The sequence below is a fragment of the Natrinema hispanicum genome, assembly GCF_900111485.1.
In the GTDB taxonomy this organism is placed as follows: domain Archaea; phylum Halobacteriota; class Halobacteria; order Halobacteriales; family Natrialbaceae; genus Natrinema; species Natrinema hispanicum_A.
The window spans coordinates 157806-179196 of sequence record NZ_FOIC01000007.1 but is presented as its reverse complement, the minus strand read 5'-3'; the positions used below and the strand labels follow the sequence as shown (position 1 = coordinate 179196).

Sequence of the window (21391 nt, the reverse complement as noted above, 5' to 3'; positions counted from 1 at the left end):
AAAGCGGGCGGAGGCGTCGTTACATCTGGAAGGGCTGATCAGAGAAGACTACGAGGCACAGGAGGTCAAGAAGCTGATCGAGAAGATCAGGAACGGGTTAGGGCACTGGCTGACGTTCGTTACAGAGCCAGACGTCGAGTCGACGAATAATCGCGCAGAGCGCGCTCTGCGCGAGCAAGTTGTGCTGCGGAAGATGTTCCGGACCCTCCGCTCAGCCGAAGGGGTCCAGATTCACGAGACGATCACAACCATGTTAGCCACGTGGAAACGGCGAGGACTAGATCCGCCCGAACAGCTCCAGTCCATCCTCGGTGGGAAAGAACTCAGTTCAGGATGAGAGGTATCACTGACCGGTGAATCCTGGTCACGCTATCCAACTACATTAGTGTAACTGGATTGTAATTGTGATTCAAAATGGTCACTCGAGGACGTGCTGGAGTCACGCGACGACAGAGTGGTAAAACTTAGCCGATCGGAATCTCGACCGTCGAAATCAGCGTGTTCACGTACTCGTGAACGCACCGAACAACGTAAGCCCGATCGGCGCGCCGACGGCGTACTCTCGTGGCACCGCACGGGAGAACGCATAGAATGCGACGAATGAGGCTACTTTCCAAGACACGAGCACCCATAACGCGAATTGGTCGATCGCCACTGCGCCGATCGGATGCGTTTCGGCCGCGCCGTGTGCGACAATGAAATAGATCGTTGTGGCGAGATCGCCGATGCCGAACAGGGCAATCGCAGCGAGCCACAGCGAGTGCTCGAGTGAGGGTCGCACCGAAACACCATCGACCACACGTCGTTCGACACTCATTCGTCGGTGACAGACCACACGCGCGCCTGCCCGATTTTCCGCGACGTAACGCGCCCATCACCCTCGAGCGACCGAAGCCGCTTGTAGGCGGTATCGTGTGAACACCCGACGGCGTCGGCTACGTCAGCAGTCCCAGCAGCGTTGCCATAGTCTCGAATCGCAGCGAGCATATCGGCACTCTCGTATTGCACTGGTTTCGTGGGTGGGCTACTCATTAAGAGTAGCTGTATTTTGGCTCGTATTAGTATCTACCGCCGACTATCACGCGAGCCGGTAGTATCAAGTAAGTCAGAGTACTACGAATTAGGTGTAGAACGCGGCCCTACTAGGGATTCCATGTAGGAAATGCCCACCCGTTACACTGGGCGGGCCGGGTTCTACGATGTGGCCTAGAACCCATGCAAGTCTATCGAGCAGCCGGTGATAAGTCCACCGGCACGACAGAGACTCGTATCGTTGACCGTCACTCACCGACCGCCGGAGGTGGCGTTAATGTCTGCTAAGATTACCCGCAAGGATTTGGTCGCCGAACTCGAGCGACTGGCTGCCGATCTTGGCAAGACGCCAACGACTTCTGATATCAACGAGCACGCGAAGTTCTCCTACCAGCCCTATTACAACGAGTTCGACAGCTTCGACGATGCACTCGCTGAAGCCGATCTCGAGCGCGAACCGCGCCAACAGGGACTGTCGCGAGACGAGTTGCTTGATGCGATTCGCGAGTTGGCCGACGACGTTGGTGGCACGCCGACGAAAGCCGACATGAACGAGCACGGTCGCTACTCGACACAACCGTACTACAATAAGTTCGATGGGTGGAACGACGCCGTTGAACAGGCCGACCTCGAGCCGAACCACCGCGAGGATATCACCGACGCGGAGCTACTACAGGCACTTCGGGACGCCGCCGACAAGTTGGGGCGTGAGCCACTGTTTGTCGAAGCCAAAGAGGTCACGGGCTACAGCGGCTCGATGTATCACGAGCGCTTCGGCTCGTGGCTCGAGGCTCGCGAACAGGCCGGTCTGTCTGGCACCCAACAGTCCTACGGTCGGCGTGTCGATCGTGACGAGTTGCTCGCTGATCTCGAGCGACTTGGTGAGATGTTTGGTCGTGCGCCGACACAACCAGAAATCCGCGACTACGGAAAACACTCTCATATGGCGTACTACCGCCATTTTAAGAGTCTACGCAGCGCGCTCGAGAAGGCTGGCTTCGATCTCGATAAATCGTCGCGCGAGTGGCCTGACGATTATCCTACTGATTGGAGATGCCGCGCTGAGTGTGTTCGGAAACGCGACGATTACCAGTGTGTTGCCTGCGATATGACTAACAACGACCACCGCGAGAAATATAGCGAGTGCCTACACGTCCATCATGTTGCGACCGACGACGGCTCGCCGGATGCACTCGAGAATCTGGTAACGCTATGCAAGTCGTGTCATGCAAAATGGGATCGGCTGAAAGCCGATCCGCGAAGATAAGATACGAATCTATTTTTGCTGGGAATCCAGCTATTGCACCTTATGCAGTATATGAGCCGGATTCGACAGTGTGCTCTACGAAGGTGGAGTCCGATGGAGTATGGATTAACTGAATAGTGTATTCCGTATTTTCGCTGATATCATTTGTACCAGATGCTTCTATTTCGATTGTCGAACCTCCACTGAAGGTTTCAGCACCTTGGTTACTGCTAACCCCATCTATCACTAAGCTAACTTCGCTATTACTGCCTTGTCCGCTCCAACCATCCGAATCTAATGTTGCAACGCTAGCACTATCACTGTCGCGGATAACAACTCTCATGTTATCCATTTCAACCGAGTCCCCGGATTGGTGGGCGATTCGGAACACAACATCGTCCCCGGTATCAGCCCACCCTGAGTTTGAAGTCGCTTCTGTGCCCACGCTAGGGGCAGATTCTCCCAACCCACTGCCCATATCCATTACGAAGGCAGCAATTACTGCTGCCAATATAACAGTCACGGCAACCATCAGTATCACTCCTATAACAGGCGATACAGCGCGTTCGTCATCTGATCCGATCAATTTTGCTCGAATCTGTTTCCCATCTAACATTGTTCTCACGCACCGGGCTGGCGTGTGAGAAAACTTATCAGCGCTCACGACATACTGAGCACTGCGGACAGGGGATTGAGGTGCCACCCGCCGTCCCCGCTTTCTCGAACTGCCGTAACCGATGCTAACCATGAGACTCGAGGCCGGCCATATATATTTATCTGATAGTCTTACTCGCGTGGAAGTTAACGGTTTCACGTTTGATAATCAGCGTCTGACGGAAGGGTTACAGCAATACCTTGACCCGATGCCGTCGGGCGATTTCTGGTCCGTTCAGGAAATCGATTCAAATTCTCCATATCGGATACAGCACACGCCAATGTCATCCGGGGGCCGATTATCGACGACCGCGAACTCGCGCGCACCTATGACGGCGGTGCCTACGCCGATCCATACGAGACTGTCCAAGAGTATCGCGCAGTCATGCGCTATGCAAGTCAACATCTAAACAAGAGTTCACATGCGGTCGCTACCGCGACCGACACGCCACGACCGCGGATTCGCACATGGATCGACCGCGGTGGGGAACCTGATTGTGTGCGAGGCCTCGAGACGGCCCGCGAGTATGGGTGGCTCGAGGCCGACTACGACAACCCCGAGTTTACCGCACTGAACACGCTCGTCGCAAACGTCTTTTCGGGCGGCTCAATCACCGCGACGAACTACCAACCGAGTTTCGCGCTCAATCATCGTGGAGAGGAGAGTCACGTCATCGACGCGATCGAGCTGGCCGGCGTTGACTACCAGGTGGTCGACGGTCGCGAGGGCCGCGCTGACGAAGCCCGCCCAACCGAGGACGCCAGTGTGCTCGGGCGTGTCCTTGCGGTCCTGGGCGCTCCCGTCGGACCGAAGACGGACACACGCCTGTCGCTGCCTGACTATCTCGAGGGCGCACCCGACGACGTCCGTGAGACGTTCGTCTACAGCTATCTCGAGAACCGGGCCATCGAACACGACGGGAAGGCAACGCTCACAGTACGCGAGGACCGCAATCGAGACTATCTCGAGTCACTGGCCGCGTTGATCGACGACGTGGCCGGCGGTGGGGTCCGGTTTAGCGAGCGAGATATCGTGGTCTCGGCGGATGCAACACGGGCGCTGGGGACGGTGCGCTAAGAGCAATCGGTGGGATACGCTCCGTTATTGATCTGTTTTCTGACTGCTATGGTGGCTGTGAGCGGCTGCACTTGAGGGGGCGGGTTCATGGCTCGAAGACTTCTCCGGTTACCTGGGCTCGCTATCCTGCTGGGCCTGTACGTCTTATCCGATCCAGCAGTTTTCGCAGTCGCCGTCTTGATCACGGCGATTGTACTCTCAATCGACCGAGATACGGTTCAAACAGAGTGAGGCCAGTTGGCGATCAGAGTCCAGGAAAGCATCGACATAACAATATCTATAGGTCCGGAACTAACTCTCTCCCACATGAACATTGGGAGGAATTTATGCCGCTGATAGACGACGAGGGGAACCTCTTCGGCGTCGTCAATGTCATCGACGCACTTGCAGTCTGTCTCGTCATCGCCGTCTTGGTCGCGGGTGTCGCCGTTGTCGGCGTCCTTGGCGACGGAAACGGGGCTGCAGAGCCCGAAACGGCAGGCAACGAGTCCAATGCAACGCCGACCAACCAATCCGTAAACGCGAGCCAACTGGCGACGCAGTATGCCACGATCAACCTGGGAACCCAACCTGACTACGTCGCTGAAGCCGTCGACAAGGGAGATCAAGCAGCCGTCGCCACGGACGAACACAACCTGACGATCACAGACGTGTACGTGTCCCCGACAAACGGAGGCGACGGACACGTGATTGTCCGTGCCAAACTCGAGGGCGCGTATCCGCCGGCCGACGAACCAGAAACGGCGTTCCAGTTCGATAACCGTTCGATCCGGCTCGGCAGCCAGATAACAATCGATACAGCCGACTACGTGCTCAAGGGGACCGTCCAGCAACTCCAAGACGATGGCACAACCCTCAACACAGAACGAACGAGCGTTCAGCTCGAATCGAACGTCTCGGCGACGACGGCCAACGCAATCGAGATTGGCGACGAATATCAGTTCGATGGACAGACAATCGCGACCGTGACCGATGTTGAGACGACCGAACTGGAAAACACCTCGAAGGTGGCCGTCGACCTCGAGGCCGATCTCGTAACATTCGATCGCGCTGGGACGAAGACATTCGGAGGTCGTTCGCTCAGTATTGGCACCCAGATCAACCTTCGAACCGAGAGTTATGACTTCAGCGGTGAACTGACCCATCGCGGGCCATCAGAACTGATCGACGAGACCGACTAGCCATGCTGGACACCGCACTCGAGCGATCAACTACCGTCCGATTCCTCTCCTCTCTTCCGAACCAGATCGAGGCTGCGCTCGAGGAGAGCCGACTTCGCGAACTCAGCGACACGATCACCAGCTACGTTCGCTCGTCGTTCTGCTACCGATGGCTCACGGCCGAGCCCGATCCGGACATCATCGTGATCGATCTTCGAGAGACCTACACCGTCGGATCGTTCATCCGGTTGCTCGACGCGGTCATAGACGAACTCGAGACGGGATATACAAATTCGCAGGCCGAGTACACCATCTCCAGAATCACCACGGCAATACAAGCACAGCCCATTCGCCTACTAGGAATCGTCGGGCTCGCTTGCGTCCCGCTCTCCTTGCTCACCCTCACACTGGCCGGTTCGATCTCGACAACGCTGTTCGCTGTCCATCTTATCACAATAGCCCTCTCGGCCGCCGCGCTTCGATCGACACACTCGCTCGCAGATCTTCTCGAGAGCCGACCAGCCAAACTCCTCATAGCAGCACTCGAACCCCCAGAACCACCCGAAACCAACCAACCACCGACAGACCAGAAACCAACAAACGAAGCGACGGCGGAAAACCAAACGGACCCACTCGAGGAAACGGAATCGGCCAAGACAATGGCCGAAGGAATTGAGACCGCAGGAGAACAGAGCCGCCGTCGATAGACCCCTTCTACAGATCCATCCCGCCGTTGACGTCGATCACTTCTCCAGTCACGTACGACGAGTCTTCACTCGCCAGGAACCGCACGACAGCAGCAATGTCCTCAACCTCAGCAAGCCGCTCGAGCGGAATCTCCGCGATGATCCGATCGAGCACGTGGTCCGGGACACTCGTGACCATGTCGGTGGCGGTAAAACCAGGCGCAACACAATTAGCAGTCGAGCCACCTTGGGCAAACTCGAGGGCAATCGTCCGGGTGAACCCGAACATCCCACTTTTCGCAGCGGCGTAGTTGGCCTGCCCGAAGTTGCCCTGTTTGCCCACGACGCTCGAGATGTTGATCAGCCGGCCTTCCTCGGCGTTCCAGATATCGTCGTAGAACACCTGAGTACAGTTGAACATTCCACCGAGGTTGACGTCCATTACACGGTCCCACTCCTCACGGGACATCTCGGTGAACTGCTTGTCAGCAGTGATGCCGGCGTTGTTCACCAGCACATCACACTGGCCGAAGGCCTCATGGCAGACTTCGCGCATGTGCTCGACGGCCGCGCGGTCGGAAACATCGGCCTGGGCTGCAACAGCCGAACCGCCCGCTGATTCGATGGCGTCGACGGCCTCGTACGCGTCTTCTTCCGATGATCGGTAGTTGATAACGACGTTCGCCCCCTCTTCACCGAGATATTTTGCGATACCGCGACCGATACCCCGCGCTGAGCCTGTGATCACACAGGTACGACCATCCATGGACATAGTTCGTCAATTCAATCCCCAATGATAAATAATGATGTGATAGTTGTCAGTGAATTGGGGGTGATAACAACCCCACGAGGAGACGGTGGACACATCCCACGGATATCACAGATTCAGGTAACAGACCAGAGCGATTGCCGTCGCTGGTCCGGCCGAATCGGTATCACATACGAAACGGAACGCACTCGAGCCGTCAAGCGACGACGGCTCCTGCGATGGTGACCGCGATCTCCAAGTAGCTACTTACTGCTCCTGTGCCTGTTGGATCCAGTCTTCGATCCGACTTGGAGAGATACCCGTCTCGGCGGCGAGGTCGGCGGTATCTGCCTCCGCAAGTTGGTCGAACGTGTCGATACCGGCATCAGAGAGATCTTCGGCGTATGCCTGACCGACACCGGTCAGCTCCGTGAGATCGTCGGTCTCGGATTCTATTTCCTCGTCCGTGACTTCCTCGACGACGTCCTCGTCAACGTTCATCTCGCCGGGCTCTGTGGGTTCTTCTTCAACCTCGTCTTCGCCACGCTCGATGATTTCCTCGTCCGAACGGTCTTCGCCGTGGAGGTCACTCGTCTCGGCGTCAAGATCCGTTTCCGTATCAGGGCTTGTCACGGAGTCGAGATCGGTCTGAGCACTGGTATCGGAGTCCGTCTCGACGGGTGAGCCACCGTTGGTAAGATCCGCTGTTCCCGCCTCGCCACCGGCGACGTCCGTATCCTCAGTTCCAGGTGTCGCTGGCTCAGCGCTTTCTTCCGTACCGTTCGAGCGCGCTTCGAACCAGTCACAGACCTGCGGCCAGAGTTCCTCGTGACTCCGCGAGGAGACGGACATGCCGATGTGACCCGTCGCGAACTCGAGGGTCTCGGTGTCTTCCGAGGAGATAATCTCGTTGAATGGCTTCGAGGCTCCTGGCGGGATGAGGTGGTCGTACTCGGCAACGATCTGGAGGACGGGCATGTCGATGTTGGTGATGTCGACGTGCTCGCCGCCCAACTCGAGTTCGTTCTTATACAACTTGTTCTCCTGATAGATGTCGTTGATGAACTCCTCGTAGGCGACGCCGGCGACGTCGATTCCTTCGTCGAGCCAGCGTTCCATCCGAGCGAAGTTTTCGACGAAGTCCTCGTCCTCGACGTTGTCGTAGAACCGGACGTATTTCGTCACGTTGTTCGCGACAGGGTCCATCAGCGCAAAGCCGATGTCCAAGAACTCTGCCGGGACGTTGTCGAAGGTCTCGGTAACCGTCTCGGGATCGTAGTACTCTTCGGAGCCCCACAGCTCGAGGACGCCACCGTCGCCCGCAAAGCAAAGACCGGCGGCCATCAGAGAGAGGTTCTTGACCTTCTCAGGGTGTAACGCGGCGTACATCGCCGACATCGTCCCGCCCATACAGTAGCCGAGGATGTTGATCGCGTCCTCACCGGAGCGTTCGCGGACGACGTCAGTACAGTTGTCGATGTAGCGGTTGACGTAATCGTCGAGCGAGAGCTGTCGGTCCAGCTTGGATGGCTCGCCCCAGTCGATCAGGTAGACGTCGAAGCCCTCTTCGAGCAGCGTCTGGACCACAGAGCGGTCGGGCTGCAAATCGAGGATGTACGGCTTGTTGATCAGCGCGTAGACGATGAGGATTGGAATGTCGTATTGCTCCTCAGTCTTCGACTCGTAGTGGAGAAGCCGGAGTTTATTCTCCTCGTAGACGACTTCGCTTGGCGTCTGGCCGACCTCGACGTTCTCGAGGGTCTCGGTGCGCTCGGGGGCGACCTGGCTCTTCTCGGCTAGGCCGGCAGTCGCCTCCCAGGCCTGTCGCTGCATTTCCAGCGCGGTTGCGTACGGGTTCTTCATTGCTCGTCTTCGAGGTGCTCGAGGACGCGGTCGAGTTTCTCCTCGACGGCGTGTTGACGACGCTCGAGTTCGACGAGGCGGTCGCCGATTTCGACGACGTCGTCCTCGGTCGCAAAGCCAAGCGATCGGAGCGTCTCTTGGGAGGCCTCGTCGGCCTGCTGCTGGAGTTCGAGGACGTCACCGACGGTCTCGCCGGTCATCTTCGCGAAGGCGGTCGTCGACATGACGTCTTTGAACGCCTCGTTGGCCGTGTTGAGCCAGATGTCGCGGAACTCCTCGACATCGACGTCTTCGCCTTCGAGCTGGTCGTTCATGCGCTCGACCATCTGCTGGGAGGCGTTCATCCATGTCTCGTAGGCGCGGGCATAGCCCTCGACGCCGTCGGACAGTTCGGCGTCGTCGCTGACCTCACCGACGGTCTCCGACCAGCTCTCGACGAATTGCGCCTGCGCTTCCATGTTGTCCTCGAGTGCCTCGAGGAACTGTTCGTTCCACTGTTCGACGAACGCGTTCCAGTTCTGTGTCTGGGGCTGTGAATCTGTCATTGGGATAAAATTGGGAGTCGACTATCAAAAGACTAGGCCCGGCCGACGGTCTACGCCGAGGCGTCGAACTCTTCGGTGGCCGCTTCGACGTTCTCTGCGACGGCGCTCATGTTCTCTTCCATCTGCTCGTGGGCCTCGAGGGCTGCGTCGAACGACGTGTCGACGACCTCGGAGTAGCTCTTGGCGAACTCTTCGTAGGCAACTTCCGACTCCTCGAGTGCGTCGATCATTGCGTCGATCGACTGCGACTGGGCCTCGGTGGCCGAGTCAACGCTTTCGTCGACGAGCTCGCGGAGTTCGTCGAAGTCGGCGGCGTCCTCGGGCATCGACATCTCGACGGCGTCGAAGTAGGCGTGGATCGCACCCTTGGTCATCTCGGCGTTGGACTCGACCATCGAGCTCGACGTTTCGATGGCGTCAGCCATGACACTGATCGATGTCTGCTGTGCGTCGAGGGCATCGTGGGTGAACGACTGGCTCTGTTCGAGTGCGGTGCGCTGGGCGTCGAAAACTGCGGTGAATGGGTTCTGAGTCATGATTAATCCTCTCGGTTGCGTTTGACTGGGACGACGATGGTCTGGACGATATCTCCCTCTTCGATGTCGAGGGCTTCCCGTTCGGGTCCGGGAATGCTGATCCGGCCGCCGCTCTGGACGCGGGCTTTGAACGTCGCCGTGCCCATGTTCATCGGTCCGAACGCCGATGTGTTATCGAGCGGGTTCGCCGACGTAGCCTGCAGCAACTGTTTCATCATCTCCTGCTGGGATTCAGCGACCTGCTCGCCTGCTTCCTGCATTTGCTCGGTGAACATCGCAGGTGGGAACCAGAGCGATCGGTCGGAGTCGTCCGTCATCACCTGTTGGTTGGATCGGATACATAATAAGCCTTTCCACTAGATGTCTTTTGATGGCAAGAGATGGTAGATATGGAGGGAAGATGGTGTTATGCACCTGCAAAAGACAGGACTTGCAGCTGTTCAGGGGGTTCGACAGCCGACGCTGTAAGTAGAGATTTACAGTTAGAGAATCTCTAAGTGACGATTACTGTGATTCTCCGCCATCAAATCAGTATTGTGACAGCCAAAGAAGTCATATAGCCGCCACACTTAGCCGTTTGTAGATGTCCCACCAGAACGCGGGCGAAGATAATCTCGCGAGCATGACCGATGCGTGGTCGGCGATGACGCGAGGATTTCTTCGAACGGCGACCGCGGCGAATCGTGCTGCTGTCTCTGCAATGTTGCCCTCGACCGAAGAGAGCAACGGCGCAGAAGTTAACCGAATCGCCCCGTCGATCCCGTCGATCGAGTACTCCGATTTGGACTGGCAGTTCGACCGCACCGTTGACGATCCGGACTACATCAGCGTCGGTGACACCGTCACCTTCGAGAAGACGCTCTCCGACGAGGATATCCGGGCGTTCGCCGCCGTCAGCGGCGACACGAACCGGCTCCATCTCGACGAAGAGTTCGCATCCGAAACCCGGTTTGGCGAACGCATCGTCCATGGGACGCTCGTCTCCGGGCTCATCAGCGCCGCCCTCGCGCGGCTTCCCGGACTCACGATTTACCTCTCACAGGACCTCGAGTTCAGCGGCCCCGTCGGCATCGGCGACAGCGTCTCCGCGCGCGTCGAAGTCGTCGAGAGCCTCGGGAACGACCAGTACCGACTCGAGACGCTCGTCCGAGACGAAGACGACGACACGACCGTAATTAACGGCGAGGCCGTCGTCCTGATCGACGATCTGCCAGCTGAATAAGACCTCTCTCCCTCGGTCGACTGACGAGATCGCTCGCTGCGCACCACAGCCGCTTTTGTCGGCTCATGCCAGCCGCGTTCAATGATGCAGGGACTGTCATAACGCTGCTCGAGTCTTCGAGATTAAGTAGCTCCTCGCGGAACCTAGCCATATGACCCTTTTCGGAACTGCAGGGATTCGCGGCCCGGTCGAGGACGTCTCACCCTCGCTCGCGCTTACCGTCGGGCAGGCTGCCGGTGAACCCGGTGAAACGTTCGTCGTCGGTCGCGACGGGCGAGAGACGGGACCGGCGCTTGCGGCGGCGATGGAAGCTGGCCTCGAGAGTGCCGGAGCCGACGTTCGCCGCGTCGGACAGGTGCCGACACCCGCGCTCGCCTTTGCCTCGCGTGGCCGACGCGGCGTGATGCTCACCGCCAGTCACAACCCGCCCGCTGACAACGGCATCAAACTCTTCATCGACGGCGTCGAGTACGACAGTGACGCAGAACAGGTAATCGACGACCGCATCACGAGCGACGACTCTCGACTCGCCCGCTGGGAGCAATGGGGCGATTCGGAACAGCTCTCCGTACTCGAGCGGTATCGCGACGCCGTCGTCGACTACGTCCGCAACCGGTTCGGCGGCACCGATGGGACGAATGCAGACCGACCGCTCTCCGGCCTGCGGATCGCCGTCGACTGCGGGAACGGTGTCGGCGCGCTCGCGACGCCGCAAGTCCTCGAACGGCTCGGTGCGACGGTCGTCTCGATTAACGCGTCCGTCGACGGCCACTTCCCAGGTCGCGAAAGCAAACCGACGCCGGAGACGCTGACGGAGTTCAGCGAGTTCCTTGCGGATGGGACCTTCGACCTCGGGGTCGCCCACGACGGTGATGCCGACCGCCTCGTCGTCCTCGGTCCCGACGGGGAGGTGATCCACGAGGATACGATTCTTGCGGTGGTTGCAGCCCACTACACGGCTGACAGCGACGCCGACGATCCCGTTGTCGTCACGACACCGAACGCCTCGGCACGCATCGACGAGCGGGTCCGAGTGGCTGGCGGCCGCGTCGAACGCGTCCAGTTAGGGGTTCTCCACGAGGGTATCGCCAGAGAGCGCGACCAGGGGACAGCAGACACCGAGATCGTCTTCGCTGCCGAGCCCTGGAAACACATCCACACCGCGTTCGGCGGCTGGATCGACGGTGTCGCAAGCGCTGCCGTGGTCGCCGCGCTCGTCGCCGACGCAGGCGACACGGCGACGCTTCGCGAACCTGTCACCGAACGTCCCTACCGAAAGGTCAGCATCGACTGTCCGGACGGGGCCAAAGCCGACGCGATGGACACTCTCGAGACTGACCTTCCCGACGCGTTCCCGGACGCGGCGGTCGACACGGAGTACGGCATCCGCCTCGAGTTCGACGACGCCTCGTGGTTGCTCGTCCGACCCAGTGGAACGGAGCCGTACATCCGCCTGTATGCGGAAAGCGAGTCCGTTGACGACCTAGTCGCCGACGCACGATCAGTTACCGAGGCGGCGATCGAGCAAAATCAGTAGGGAGTCGATATCCTTTGGTGGCCACTGGTCGAACCCCTCGTCTATGGACGACCTGATCGAGGCCGCTCGCGATGTCCAAGACCGCGCGCACGTCCCTTACTCCGAGTATCGAGTCGGTGCCGCCCTCGAGACGGCTAATGGCGAGGTTTTCGTCGGTTGTAACCTCGAGAACGCCAACTTCAGCAACAGCCTTCACGCCGAGGAGGTCGCAATCGCCGAGGCTGTCAAGAAGGGCCACCGCGACTTTGCACGACTCGCGGTGAGTTCGGATCGCCGCGACGGCGTCACTCCTTGTGGCATGTGTCGCCAGACACTCACCGAGTTCTGTGATGACGAGTTGGTAGTGGTTTGTGACGAAGGCGACGGCGACGTGACCGAGTACACGCTCGGCGAACTGTTGCCAAATACGATCACGCAGGAAACCCTCGAGTAAATAACGATGTTGTGAACAGACGATGGACTTATGCCCTATAAAATGCAGAATCCCGACAAGATGACTCAAGCTAACAAACGCATTCCGGTAACCGAAGAAACGCACGAACAACTCCATCAACTCAAGGGAACAAACCAGTCCTATGATGAATTGCTCCGAGAACTGGCTCAGGAACGCAACCGCAAGGAACTCCAGCAGAAAGCCCGTGAGATCGAGCTGAAGGATTCTGGCGAACTAACGCCCCTCGAAGATATCTGAGTACTGAGTGTTACTCGCAGTCTCACAATGTCCCCTCGAGTTGCTCTCGAAGAATCGTCCGATGACACCGCTTTTTCTCAGTGTTTTCGTAGCAGACTAACGCCAGCGATTCGCCCGATTCTAGCCTGTCTTCGAGCTCTGAAAGCGCCGCTTGCGCGTCACTCGAGTCCTCGAGATACTCCCGGTATGCCTTCCCGAATCCGACCTGCTCCCACGCGGCGTTGTGTGCACCTTCCTCGCAGAATCCCTGCAGCTTCATGTCCGCTTCGGCGTCACGAAACGCCTCAAGCAGGTCGGTCGGTGGCCCGAGTTCGGGCTGATTCTCGTCAATAGCCGCGTGAAACCACCCGGTCGGTTGCCGGACGACGCCGACGCGAGTTACGTCCGGCGACAGATCGGCCAAGCCGTGCTGGATGGCAGCGACGTATGTGTCTGTGACTTTTCCCCATGACATAGCATGACTCTACTCTCCCTGCAGTTATATACCGTGACGGATCGAACCGTCGCTGTTCAATGGCTCGCGACAGCGAAGATCCGAACGCCGACGTCCAGTACCATCTCGAGGTCGGCCCCGACGACGTGGCAGACACTGTGCTGTTGCCCGGCAATCCCGAACGACTCGAAAAAATCGTCGCGTTCTGGGACGACCACGAGAATCGGGCCCATCACCGCGAGTACCGGACGGCAACGGGCACATACGAGGGGACGCCGATCTCAGTCACTTCGACCGGGATTGGTAGCCCGTCGGCTGCGATTGCCGTCGAAGAACTGGCACGCGTCGGCGTCAAGACGATGATCCGCGTTGGGTCATGTGGGGCGATCCAGCCGGAGATGGCCGTCGGCGATCTGGTGATCACGACCGGCGCGGTCCGTCAGGAGGGAACCAGCGACGAGTACGTCCGCGAGGACTATCCGGCCGCCGCAGATTACGAGGTCATTTCCGCACTCGTCGCCGCCGCTGAACGACTCGGCTACGACTACCACACCGGTGTCACGATGAGCGCAGATTCGTTCTACGCCGGCCAGGGTCGACCCGGCTTCGGCGGGTTCGAAGCCGCCGGCGCTGACGACTTGGTCGACGATCTCAAAGCGGCGAACGTCAAAAACATCGAGATGGAGGCGAGCGCGATCCTCACGCTTGCAAACCTGTACGGGCTCCGTGCGGGGGTGGTCTGTACCGTCTACGCCAACCGCGAAACCGGCGAATTCAGAACCGAAGGCGAATCGCGGGCCGCCGAGACTGCGACACTCGCGACCCATCTCCTGGCCAAAATGGATGCCGTCAAACGCGAGGCCGGTGTCGACCGCTGGCACGCTGGCCTCTCGCTTGAGTAGTTCCGATCGTCACTCCCGAATACGGACGATCCCGTCTTCGAAGACCTTGCGGTTCGGAACGATGTACTCCTCGGAGTCGTCTTCGATCTTGGTGACGAACAGATCGACCTCTTGGACAATCCCTCGCTGATCACCGATCCGGACCTGATCACCGATCCCGTAGGGCTGGTTGAGCAGCAGATAGATGCCGGCGGCGCTCGAGACAAGGAAATCCTTGAACGCGACTGTGCCGACGATGACGACGCCGACGGCATAGACCGTCAGCAGGATCAGCAAGGCGAGGACGTGGACGCCGATTTGGCCCAGTGCGATGATGAAGGTGACGTACAGCACGGAGTATTTGACCAACTTCGGGATGATCGATACTTCAGGGAGCTTCACACCGCGCAGATACTCGCTGACGACGAGTTCGGACTTGTCCGCGACGATGAACCCGATGATGAGCACGAGGACCGCAATAAACAGCTGTGGGATAAACTCCGTCACCCGAAGCCAGAAGGCGTTCGTATCGAGCAGTTGCGCGATGTGGATCGCCGTAAGGACTGCGATACCGTAGATAAACCACGAACTCAGTCGGGCGATAATCTCGACCGTCGAGGTGCCAAGCGACTGGGCGGTCCGCTCGAACGGCGTCCCCTCGACAGCGTCCGGAACACCCGACGCCGAGAGCAACTCCTCGTTGAGTCGGCCGACGAAGTACCCGACGATGAGCCCGAGCGCAAGCACTGCCGCCGCGATGACCGCCGGCTCGTTGAGCAACGGCTGCCATGCAACCATATCAGTACGCCTCCGGGTCGACCTCCAGGATGAGTTCACCGCCTTTGAACGCTCGGACGAGCCCGTCGCTCTCCGAAAGCACGATCGCGATCGCGTTCGTATCCCGCGTGATCGCGCCGCCAGCCATGTGACGTGCACCCAGTCCCTTTGGAATGTCGACACCCTCCGCAGAGGGCTCTAAGTAGCGATACGCCGAGACAATCTTGCCCGCATCCGAGATGACGAACGCGCCGTCGAGTCGCGAGAACTCCTTTAACATCACGTTGACGATCGGATCGCCGACGTGGACGTGGGACTTCTCGAAGGGGTTGTACGACAGGGGCCGGGACTTGTTCATCACCTTCCCGGCGTCGCCGACGACGAACAATGCGCCCACCGGTTTCCCCTTCTGCCCCTTCTGTCCCAGTTCGATCGCCAACTCGAGGACCGCCTTGACCACTTCGGGTTCGGCGCGGGATTTGGCGAAGAGATCGTAGATCCCCGTGTGGGATTCTGCGTCCGCCCGGACGCGAGAGATCGTATCGATCCCGTCGCTGAAGGCGCTGGTCGCACAGAGGAGTTCGTCGCCATCCTCGATGACGTCCTGTTCTAACGCCCCCTCGAGACCAAACCGGATCCGCTCGGTGACGTCCTCGAACTCGAGCGGCAACTCGACGAACGTTTCCGCGCCGACGCTGTTTTCGGTGCCGACAACGATCACGTTCAGGTCCTCGACGGCTGTGACCTGTTCGTAGTAGGAGCCGCTGGGCGAAAAGAGGGCCACGCCATCCACACTCGCAAAGAGATCCCCAAACACGTCGTCTAACCCAGCCATTGATACTACAACTCGTTCCTGCGCGAATAAGCGTTATGGGGTGTCTGACGCACGTCTTTCGATTATCGCTCATGGCGGTCGAATTCAAGTCAGCTGTCCAACCGTGGCCGACACTCCCTGTCGGACGATCAGCCGCTGGACGCTGGCTCGAGCGCTGTGCGTTCCTTGCAGGGTTCGAACCAGCCGGCGATGCTTCTCCGCGAGAAACTGTTTGGAGAAACATGCGCGGGACCGGATTCGAACCGGCGGACCCCTACGGGACAGCGTCCTAAGCGCTGCGCCGTTGGCCTGGCTTGGCTACCCGCGCTCGTCTTCGCCTTTTGCCGAATCGAGTAAGTACCTGTCGGTCCGCGTTAGCAACGAGTCACCGATTCCTCCGGCGACCAGTCCGGTGGCACGATGTACGTCACGTGCTCGGGATCTCGCGACTGATGTAACTCAGCGGCCTCTTCGGCGAGCGCCCGCGACTGATAGGGCATCTCGAGACCGCAGCCAGTACAGACGAGTTTACATGTTGGCTCTTTCATGGGGGCGTTGTGGATCGCCACCGACCGCTGGCGTTGCGCCCTGATTCGGTCGGCAACCGGTTTAGTAGGCGTCACCTAGTGCAATCAGTGGTGAACGGCTGTGCTACCGATTTGTTCGTAGCGCACTGTTGCAGGCGGTAGTGTCGAATTGGGGCGCGATGGACACGGATCGGACGGGCCCACACGTTTATCCTATCCGACCCGATAGGCGACGTATGCACAGCGCGCGTGACCGCATCGAGTACGAACCGTGGCTCGAGGAACTCTCGGAGATCGCCGACCGGCTGGAGCTGTCGACGGAGGCGCGGTCGTGTGCGGCCGATCTCTTTCTCGCCGATGTCCCCGACTCCGATCGATCGAAGCAAGCGGTGCTGGCCGCAAGCGTGTACGCCGGCTCGCTTGTCGCCGGTGACGGTCGCACACAAAGTGCAGTCGCCGACGCCGCGGACGTCTCCCGGCTATCGATTCAGTCCCGCTGGAAGGACCTGCTCGAGTCGGCGGGACTCGAGCCGCCGCGCTGGTAGCCCGTAAGGACCCCGTACAACTGCCACGGCTAACGCTCTGAGACAACGATGTGCCGTAAGTGTCTGCTACGAGACCATTCCTGCGTCGGAGAGACACGTCAATCGTCGTTACGAACAGCGCCATGCTCGTCGATCTCGCCGTTGACGATCCGTGTACTCGAGATGATATCGCCGTCCTCGGCGAGGACGTGCGGGACGACAACGACCTCAAGCGGGTCGTGGCCGCGCTCGCGGCGAATCTCGTTGATCCGTGCGCCGCCCTCGCGGGTTTCCGGAGAGACAACGAGGTAGTCAAACTGTGGTTCCGTCGCGATCCCCGTCGGCGACTCGAGTTTGCGAATCTCGAACTCGCGGTCGTACTCGGCCGCGATCGACTCGAGTTCGGACGCAAGCGTCTCCGTTCGCTCGTCGTACGACCGTACCTGCCGATCCGAGCTGCGTGTCTTCGGCGCGAGTTCGTCGCTGGTCAACCCGACCGTCACGTCTCCAAGTTCGAACGCCCGTTCGAACAGCCGCCGATGACCGTCATGAACGGGGTCGAAGGTCCCACCAAGCGCGACGTCCATACCCCACGTCACTCTCGCGGCCCGTATAAAACGGTCGAATTGCTGTGTTTTCTCGCCCACACTCTCGTCTCTCAGTTTCTACCAGAATATTCGACGATCGTCGATTGTCCCCTTCACATTGTTTTTAGTGGTCGCCGACAGTGTCCCCAATATGGGATTAGACGAGGACGCACTGGAGTACCATCGGACGGATCCCCCAGGAAAGATTGAGATTTCGACGACGAAACCGACGAATACGCAGCGTGATCTCGCGCTTGCGTACTCGCCGGGCGTCGCCGCGCCGTGTCTCGACATCGACGAGGACGAAACCGACGCCTACAGTTACACGGCGAAGGGCAACCTCGTCGGTGTCGTCTCGAACGGGTCGGCCGTGCTCGGACTCGGCGACATCGGCGCACAGGCATCCAAGCCCGTCATGGAGGGGAAAGGCGTCCTGTTTAAGCGGTTTGCCGACATCGACGTCTTCGACATCGAACTCGACGAATCGGACCCCGACAAACTGGTCGAGGCCGTCAAGATGATGGAGCCGACCTTCGGCGGGATCAATCTCGAGGACATCAAAGCCCCCGAGTGTTTCACCGTTGAGGAACGCCTACGCGAGGAGATCGACATTCCGGTCTTCCACGACGACCAGCACGGCACCGCGATTATTTCCGGTGCAGCGCTGCTCAACGCCGCCGACGTCGCGGATAAGAACCTCGACGAACTTGAGGTCACGTTCTCGGGTGCGGGGGCAAGCGCCATCGCGACCGCCCGATTCTACGTCTCGCTTGGCGTCCAGAAAGAGAACATCACGATGTGTGATTCGACGGGGATCATCACTGAAGAACGCGCTCAATCGGGCGACGTCAACGAGTACAAACAGCAGTTCGCTCGTGACGTCCCCGGGGGAAGCCTCGCGGACGCGATGGACGGCGCGGACGTCTTCGTCGGCCTCTCGGCCGGCGGCATCGTCAGCCAGGAGATGGTCGCGTCGATGGCGGACAACCCGATCGTCTTCGCGATGGCCAATCCCGATCCGGAAATCGGCTACGAGGAAGCCAAGGCGGCCCGTGATGACAACGTCATCATGGCTACTGGCCGCTCGGACTACCCCAATCAGGTCAATAACGTCCTTGGGTTCCCCTTTATTTTCCGTGGCGCACTCGACGTGCGCGCGACGGAGATCAACGAGCAGATGAAAGTCGCCTGCGCCGAGGCGCTGGCCGAACTCGCACGCCAAGACGTGCCCGACGCCGTCGTCAAGGCCTACGGCGACGAGCCACTGCAGTACGGCCCCGACTACATCATCCCCAAGCCCGTCGATCCGCGCGTGCTCTTCCGCGTCGCACCGGCGATCGCCGAGGCTGCGATGGAATCCGGTGCTGCTCGCACTGAACTCGACTTAGAGGAGTACGAAGAAGAACTCGAGGCCCGGCTGGGCAAGTCCCGCGAGATGATGCGCGTCGTCCTCAACAAGGCCAAGAGCGATCCCAAGACGATCGCGCTCGCAGAGGGCGAAAACGAGAAGATGATCCGGGCGGCCTACCAGATCCAAGAGCAGGGAATCGCCCTGCCGATCCTCATCGGCGACGAAGACGAGATCAAGGGAACGGCTGCGAACCTCGGTCTCGACTACGATCCGCAGGTCGCTGATCCGTCCGTCGGCGACTACAAGGAGTACGCCGACCGACTCCACGAACTTCGCGCACGCAAGGGAATTACGCGGAGCGAGGCCGGCGAACTCATCGAACACGATACGAACTACTTCGGGAGCGTCATGGTCGAACAGGGCGACGCCGACGCCTTGCTATCCGGACTCTCCCATCACTACCCGTCGGCACTCCGACCACCGCTGCAAGTGATCGGTACCGCTGACGACGTCGACTACGCGGCGGGCGTCTACATGCTGACGTTCAAGAACCGCGTGATCTTCATCGCCGACGCGACAGTCAACCAAGCGCCCGACGAAGATGTGCTCGCGGAAGTCACCAAACAGACCGGAAAACTCGCACGCCGGTTCAACGTTGAACCCCGCGCAGCCCTGCTTTCGTACTCGAACTTCGGCAGCGTCGACAACGAAGGAACACGCAAACCGCGCAAGGCGGCCGCGATGCTCCGAGAGGACCCCGAAATCGACTTCCCCGTCGACGGCGAGATGCAGGCCGACACCGCCGTCGTCGAGGATATCCTCGAGGGCACCTACGGCTTTTCCGACCTCGACGAGCCCGCGAACGTGCTGGTCTTCCCGAATCTCGAGTCGGGGAACATCGGCTACAAGCTGCTCCAGCGGCTGGGCGGTGCGGACGCGATCGGTCCGATGCTGGTCGGGATGGACGAACCAGTCCACGTCCTCCAGCGCGGCGACGAAGTCAAAGACATCGTGAACCTGGCAGGCGTTGCGGTCGTCGACGCCCAGAAAAACTAGACGTGTGAGCGAGGAGACCGCCGACCGTCGGGACGAAACGTCCGACCGAGAGGGCGAGACAGCCGACGGGCCGCGGTTCTCCAGACGCCAACTGCTCTGTACTGCGGGCACCGCTGGCATGATGGGTCTTGCCGGCTGTACCGGACGAGCATCTCGCTCGGTGCCCGATTGTTCGCCTATCGCTGCCGCGATGAACACGGACGAATACGTTCCCCTTCCGGCGGACGACGAGATTTCGATGTTTCGACGTGGCTTGCGCCGGTATGGCTACTACCCCAACGAAACCGTTCCCTCGTCCGTACGCGTCGATTGGTCGTTCCCAGTCAACGGCATCGGCCACACCGCGGCCAAGTCGACGCCCCGGCCGACGCCCGATGGCGAGACGATCCTCATTGCCGGCGATACCGGGACGATTCACGCCGTCAGGCCGACCGGCGAGCGCCGCTGGACGCTCGAGACGGGAGCCGGCCGTAGCCTCGGCTTTCATGGCACGCCAGCGATCGTCGGCGATACTGCCTACATCGGCGGTTACGACGGCGAGCTCTACGCGATCGATATCCCGTCGGGGACCATCGTCTGGCACACCCGACTGCGCGAGTTCGGCGGCTCGATCGCGATCGGCTCGAGCCCCGCCTACATCGATGGCAACCTCTACCTCGTCGCGGAGTACAAAAACCCCGCCAAGGGCGCATTGTGGGAGGTCGACGCTGAGACCGGGACTCCGACCTGGAGCGACGACCGCATCTGGGGGATGCCCCATCCCTCGCCGGCGATCGACTGCGAGGCCGGCAAGCTCGTCACCGGTTCCAATGACGGCGTCGTCTACTGCTGGGAGTTTCCTTCCCTCGAGTTCGCCTGGTCGTTCCAGGCCGGCGGCGAGGGTGGCCCCGACGGCAAGCCGATGGCCGACGGCCGATTCAACCTCGGAGCACAGATCAAGGGGACGATCCCGGTCTACGACGGCGCGGCGTTCGTCGGCTCCTGGGATGGCCGCTTTTATCGGCTCGATCTCGAAGACGGTAGCGAGGAGTGGTCGATCGACACCGGCGATGTCGTCATGTCGAATCCGGCGATCGACCCCGAGCAGGGTATCGTCTACGTCGGTGGCGACGACCGCCACGTCCGTGCGCTCGACGCTGCAACCGGCGACGAACGCTGGTCGGCGTACGTCGGTGGTACCGTCATCGGCTCGATCACGGCGACTGCCGACACGATCCTCGTCGGATCCTACGATACGAACCTGTATGCACTCGACAGAGCAACTGGCGACCGCCGCTGGCGGGTCAACAACCGTGGCCACGTGACCAGCGGTGCGATCCCCCACGACGGGCGACTCTACTACGCCGAACGCGGCGTCTTCTCGAACTACTACGACGAGGACGAGGAGACGGTGCTCGAGGAGCGTGGTCACGCATACTGTTTGGTTCCCGACGAGTGAGGGCG

General features: G+C 59.9%; 26 protein-coding genes and 1 tRNA gene. 13 read left to right on the top strand and 14 right to left on the bottom strand.

What is annotated here, in order from left to right; translation table 11 throughout:
* Positions 1–337: IS66 family transposase (locus BSG09_RS09365; RefSeq protein WP_139246200.1), on the top strand; the 337-nt coding region annotated here is incomplete at its 5' end.
* Between the two features lie 165 nt (positions 338–502).
* Here BSG09_RS09365 and BSG09_RS09360 read toward each other — a convergent pair.
* Both BSG09_RS09360 and BSG09_RS09355 read right to left on the bottom strand, forming a co-directional pair.
* A complete protein-coding gene (locus tag BSG09_RS09360; RefSeq protein WP_254799175.1) occupies positions 503–817 on the bottom strand; it encodes a hypothetical protein in 315 nt (104 codons plus the stop codon).
* The gene (locus BSG09_RS09355; RefSeq protein WP_092932413.1) at positions 814–1032 is read right to left on the bottom strand and encodes a hypothetical protein; all 219 of its coding nucleotides are present in this window, start codon (positions 1030–1032) and stop codon (positions 814–816) included. The genes BSG09_RS09360 and BSG09_RS09355 overlap by 4 nt, the downstream gene beginning before the upstream one ends.
* 277 nt (positions 1033–1309) lie before the next feature.
* Here BSG09_RS09355 and BSG09_RS09350 point away from each other — a divergent pair, with 277 nt between their 5' ends.
* Positions 1310–2299 (top strand): homing endonuclease associated repeat-containing protein, encoded by a 990-nt coding sequence (locus BSG09_RS09350; protein ID WP_092932411.1) that lies wholly within the window; start codon positions 1310–1312, stop codon positions 2297–2299.
* A gap of 40 nt (positions 2300–2339) precedes the next feature.
* On the opposite strand, the gene BSG09_RS09345 is transcribed toward BSG09_RS09350, so the two are convergent.
* Positions 2340–2894, bottom strand: a complete 555-nt coding sequence (locus tag BSG09_RS09345) for a type IV pilin domain-containing protein (RefSeq protein ID WP_092932409.1) — start codon at positions 2892–2894, stop codon at positions 2340–2342.
* Between the two features lie 324 nt (positions 2895–3218).
* Here BSG09_RS09345 and BSG09_RS09340 point away from each other — a divergent pair, with 324 nt between their 5' ends.
* From BSG09_RS09340 to BSG09_RS09330, 3 genes are all read left to right on the top strand, one after another.
* Positions 3219–4010, top strand: a complete 792-nt coding sequence (locus BSG09_RS09340) for a hypothetical protein (RefSeq protein WP_092932407.1) — start codon at positions 3219–3221, stop codon at positions 4008–4010.
* A gap of 326 nt (positions 4011–4336) precedes the next feature.
* The gene (locus BSG09_RS09335; protein ID WP_092932405.1) at positions 4337–5191 is read left to right on the top strand and encodes a DUF4330 domain-containing protein; all 855 of its coding nucleotides are present in this window, start codon (positions 4337–4339) and stop codon (positions 5189–5191) included.
* A gap of 2 nt (positions 5192–5193) precedes the next feature.
* Positions 5194–5877: a hypothetical protein gene (locus BSG09_RS09330; protein ID WP_092932402.1), complete on the top strand. Its 684-nt coding sequence runs from the start codon at positions 5194–5196 to the stop codon at positions 5875–5877.
* A 7-nt stretch (positions 5878–5884) separates the two neighbouring features.
* Here BSG09_RS09330 and BSG09_RS09325 read toward each other — a convergent pair whose 3' ends face one another.
* The 5 genes from BSG09_RS09325 to BSG09_RS09305 all read right to left on the bottom strand — a co-directional run bounded on the left by BSG09_RS09325 (position 5885) and on the right by BSG09_RS09305 (position 9865).
* Positions 5885–6628 (bottom strand): beta-ketoacyl-ACP reductase, encoded by a 744-nt coding sequence (locus BSG09_RS09325; protein ID WP_092932400.1) that lies wholly within the window; start codon positions 6626–6628, stop codon positions 5885–5887.
* A gap of 243 nt (positions 6629–6871) precedes the next feature.
* A complete protein-coding gene (phaC, locus tag BSG09_RS09320; RefSeq protein WP_092932397.1) occupies positions 6872–8467 on the bottom strand; it encodes a class III poly(R)-hydroxyalkanoic acid synthase subunit PhaC in 1596 nt (531 codons plus the stop codon).
* Entirely contained in the window at positions 8464–9012 is a 549-nt protein-coding gene (locus tag BSG09_RS09315) for a poly(R)-hydroxyalkanoic acid synthase subunit PhaE (protein ID WP_092932395.1), read from the bottom strand. The genes phaC and BSG09_RS09315 overlap by 4 nt, the downstream gene beginning before the upstream one ends.
* A gap of 50 nt (positions 9013–9062) precedes the next feature.
* Complete coding sequence (locus BSG09_RS09310) at positions 9063–9548, bottom strand: hypothetical protein (RefSeq protein ID WP_092932393.1); 486 nt, start codon at positions 9546–9548, stop codon at positions 9063–9065.
* Between the two features lie 2 nt (positions 9549–9550).
* Positions 9551–9865 carry an AbrB/MazE/SpoVT family DNA-binding domain-containing protein gene (locus BSG09_RS09305; protein ID WP_092932391.1) on the bottom strand — a complete coding sequence of 105 codons (315 nt, stop codon included), beginning with the start codon at positions 9863–9865 and terminating at the stop codon, positions 9551–9553.
* Positions 9866–10131: 266 nt separating this feature from the next.
* Between BSG09_RS09305 and BSG09_RS09300 the strand changes: the two genes are divergently transcribed.
* The 4 genes from BSG09_RS09300 to BSG09_RS09285 all read left to right on the top strand — a co-directional run bounded on the left by BSG09_RS09300 (position 10132) and on the right by BSG09_RS09285 (position 12998).
* Positions 10132–10770, top strand: coding sequence for a MaoC family dehydratase (locus BSG09_RS09300; RefSeq protein WP_092932389.1), 639 nt, complete (start codon positions 10132–10134; stop codon positions 10768–10770).
* A gap of 151 nt (positions 10771–10921) precedes the next feature.
* Positions 10922–12307 carry a phosphohexomutase domain-containing protein gene (locus BSG09_RS09295; protein WP_092932387.1) on the top strand — a complete coding sequence of 462 codons (1386 nt, stop codon included), beginning with the start codon at positions 10922–10924 and terminating at the stop codon, positions 12305–12307.
* Positions 12308–12350: 43 nt separating this feature from the next.
* Positions 12351–12740 (top strand): cytidine deaminase, encoded by a 390-nt coding sequence (gene cdd / locus BSG09_RS09290; RefSeq protein WP_092932385.1) that lies wholly within the window; start codon positions 12351–12353, stop codon positions 12738–12740.
* 60 nt (positions 12741–12800) lie between these two features.
* Positions 12801–12998 carry a hypothetical protein gene (locus tag BSG09_RS09285; protein WP_092932443.1) on the top strand — a complete coding sequence of 66 codons (198 nt, stop codon included), beginning with the start codon at positions 12801–12803 and terminating at the stop codon, positions 12996–12998.
* Positions 12999–13020: 22 nt separating this feature from the next.
* Here the strand turns inward: BSG09_RS09285 and BSG09_RS09280 are convergent, their stop codons facing one another.
* Positions 13021–13452, bottom strand: a complete 432-nt coding sequence (locus tag BSG09_RS09280) for a DUF488 domain-containing protein (protein ID WP_092932383.1) — start codon at positions 13450–13452, stop codon at positions 13021–13023.
* 59 nt (positions 13453–13511) lie between these two features.
* On the opposite strand from BSG09_RS09280, the gene BSG09_RS09275 reads away from it, so the two are divergent.
* Positions 13512–14333, top strand: a complete 822-nt coding sequence (locus tag BSG09_RS09275; RefSeq protein ID WP_092932381.1) for a nucleoside phosphorylase — start codon at positions 13512–13514, stop codon at positions 14331–14333.
* A 9-nt stretch (positions 14334–14342) separates the two neighbouring features.
* On the opposite strand, the gene BSG09_RS09270 is transcribed toward BSG09_RS09275, so the two are convergent.
* From BSG09_RS09270 to BSG09_RS20785, 4 genes are all read right to left on the bottom strand, one after another.
* On the bottom strand, positions 14343–15110 hold the full coding sequence (locus BSG09_RS09270; protein ID WP_092932378.1) for a mechanosensitive ion channel family protein: 768 nt from the start codon (positions 15108–15110) through the stop codon (positions 14343–14345).
* A gap of 1 nt (position 15111) precedes the next feature.
* Positions 15112–15924 carry a diadenylate cyclase DacZ gene (gene dacZ, locus BSG09_RS09265; protein WP_092932376.1) on the bottom strand — a complete coding sequence of 271 codons (813 nt, stop codon included), beginning with the start codon at positions 15922–15924 and terminating at the stop codon, positions 15112–15114.
* A 222-nt stretch (positions 15925–16146) separates the two neighbouring features.
* Positions 16147–16231 (bottom strand) — tRNA-Leu (locus BSG09_RS09260).
* 46 nt (positions 16232–16277) lie between these two features.
* Positions 16278–16451 (bottom strand): hypothetical protein, encoded by a 174-nt coding sequence (locus tag BSG09_RS20785; protein WP_175542182.1) that lies wholly within the window; start codon positions 16449–16451, stop codon positions 16278–16280.
* A 215-nt stretch (positions 16452–16666) separates the two neighbouring features.
* Here BSG09_RS20785 and BSG09_RS09255 point away from each other — a divergent pair, with 215 nt between their 5' ends.
* A complete protein-coding gene (locus BSG09_RS09255; protein ID WP_008013895.1) occupies positions 16667–16975 on the top strand; it encodes a transcription initiation factor IIB family protein in 309 nt (102 codons plus the stop codon).
* A 98-nt stretch (positions 16976–17073) separates the two neighbouring features.
* Here BSG09_RS09255 and BSG09_RS09250 read toward each other — a convergent pair whose 3' ends face one another.
* Complete coding sequence (locus tag BSG09_RS09250) at positions 17074–17541, bottom strand: phosphopantetheine adenylyltransferase (protein WP_092932374.1); 468 nt, start codon at positions 17539–17541, stop codon at positions 17074–17076.
* Positions 17542–17692: 151 nt separating this feature from the next.
* On the opposite strand from BSG09_RS09250, the gene BSG09_RS09245 reads away from it, so the two are divergent.
* Positions 17693–19948: an NADP-dependent malic enzyme gene (locus BSG09_RS09245; RefSeq protein ID WP_092932441.1), complete on the top strand. Its 2256-nt coding sequence runs from the start codon at positions 17693–17695 to the stop codon at positions 19946–19948.
* Positions 19949–19952: 4 nt separating this feature from the next.
* Positions 19953–21386 carry an outer membrane protein assembly factor BamB family protein gene (locus tag BSG09_RS09240; RefSeq protein ID WP_092932372.1) on the top strand — a complete coding sequence of 478 codons (1434 nt, stop codon included), beginning with the start codon at positions 19953–19955 and terminating at the stop codon, positions 21384–21386.
* Positions 21387–21391 lie beyond the last annotated feature (5 nt).

Excerpts from the sequence above, each read along its gene's own strand:
- BSG09_RS09360 (WP_254799175.1), bottom strand. The coding sequence starts at position 817 with ATGAGTGTCGAACGACGTGTGGTCGATGGTGTTTCGGTGCGACCCTCA.
- BSG09_RS09355 (WP_092932413.1), bottom strand. The coding sequence starts at position 1,032 with ATGAGTAGCCCACCCACGAAACCAGTGCAATACGAGAGTGCCGATATG.
- BSG09_RS09350 (WP_092932411.1), top strand. The coding sequence starts at position 1,310 with ATGTCTGCTAAGATTACCCGCAAGGATTTGGTCGCCGAACTCGAGCGA.
- BSG09_RS09345 (WP_092932409.1), bottom strand. The coding sequence starts at position 2,894 with ATGTTAGATGGGAAACAGATTCGAGCAAAATTGATCGGATCAGATGAC.
- BSG09_RS09335 (WP_092932405.1), top strand. The coding sequence starts at position 4,337 with ATGCCGCTGATAGACGACGAGGGGAACCTCTTCGGCGTCGTCAATGTC.
- BSG09_RS09330 (WP_092932402.1), top strand. The coding sequence starts at position 5,194 with ATGCTGGACACCGCACTCGAGCGATCAACTACCGTCCGATTCCTCTCC.
- BSG09_RS09325 (WP_092932400.1), bottom strand. The coding sequence starts at position 6,628 with ATGTCCATGGATGGTCGTACCTGTGTGATCACAGGCTCAGCGCGGGGT.
- phaC (WP_092932397.1), bottom strand. The coding sequence starts at position 8,467 with ATGAAGAACCCGTACGCAACCGCGCTGGAAATGCAGCGACAGGCCTGG.
- BSG09_RS09315 (WP_092932395.1), bottom strand. The coding sequence starts at position 9,012 with ATGACAGATTCACAGCCCCAGACACAGAACTGGAACGCGTTCGTCGAA.
- BSG09_RS09310 (WP_092932393.1), bottom strand. The coding sequence starts at position 9,548 with ATGACTCAGAACCCATTCACCGCAGTTTTCGACGCCCAGCGCACCGCA.
- BSG09_RS09305 (WP_092932391.1), bottom strand. The coding sequence starts at position 9,865 with ATGACGGACGACTCCGACCGATCGCTCTGGTTCCCACCTGCGATGTTC.
- BSG09_RS09300 (WP_092932389.1), top strand. The coding sequence starts at position 10,132 with ATGTCCCACCAGAACGCGGGCGAAGATAATCTCGCGAGCATGACCGAT.
- BSG09_RS09295 (WP_092932387.1), top strand. The coding sequence starts at position 10,922 with ATGACCCTTTTCGGAACTGCAGGGATTCGCGGCCCGGTCGAGGACGTC.
- cdd (WP_092932385.1), top strand. The coding sequence starts at position 12,351 with ATGGACGACCTGATCGAGGCCGCTCGCGATGTCCAAGACCGCGCGCAC.
- BSG09_RS09285 (WP_092932443.1), top strand. The coding sequence starts at position 12,801 with ATGACTCAAGCTAACAAACGCATTCCGGTAACCGAAGAAACGCACGAA.
- BSG09_RS09280 (WP_092932383.1), bottom strand. The coding sequence starts at position 13,452 with ATGTCATGGGGAAAAGTCACAGACACATACGTCGCTGCCATCCAGCAC.
- BSG09_RS09275 (WP_092932381.1), top strand. The coding sequence starts at position 13,512 with ATGGCTCGCGACAGCGAAGATCCGAACGCCGACGTCCAGTACCATCTC.
- BSG09_RS09270 (WP_092932378.1), bottom strand. The coding sequence starts at position 15,110 with ATGGTTGCATGGCAGCCGTTGCTCAACGAGCCGGCGGTCATCGCGGCG.
- dacZ (WP_092932376.1), bottom strand. The coding sequence starts at position 15,924 with ATGGCTGGGTTAGACGACGTGTTTGGGGATCTCTTTGCGAGTGTGGAT.
- BSG09_RS20785 (WP_175542182.1), bottom strand. The coding sequence starts at position 16,451 with ATGAAAGAGCCAACATGTAAACTCGTCTGTACTGGCTGCGGTCTCGAG.
- BSG09_RS09255 (WP_008013895.1), top strand. The coding sequence starts at position 16,667 with ATGCACAGCGCGCGTGACCGCATCGAGTACGAACCGTGGCTCGAGGAA.
- BSG09_RS09250 (WP_092932374.1), bottom strand. The coding sequence starts at position 17,541 with ATGGACGTCGCGCTTGGTGGGACCTTCGACCCCGTTCATGACGGTCAT.
- BSG09_RS09245 (WP_092932441.1), top strand. The coding sequence starts at position 17,693 with ATGGGATTAGACGAGGACGCACTGGAGTACCATCGGACGGATCCCCCA.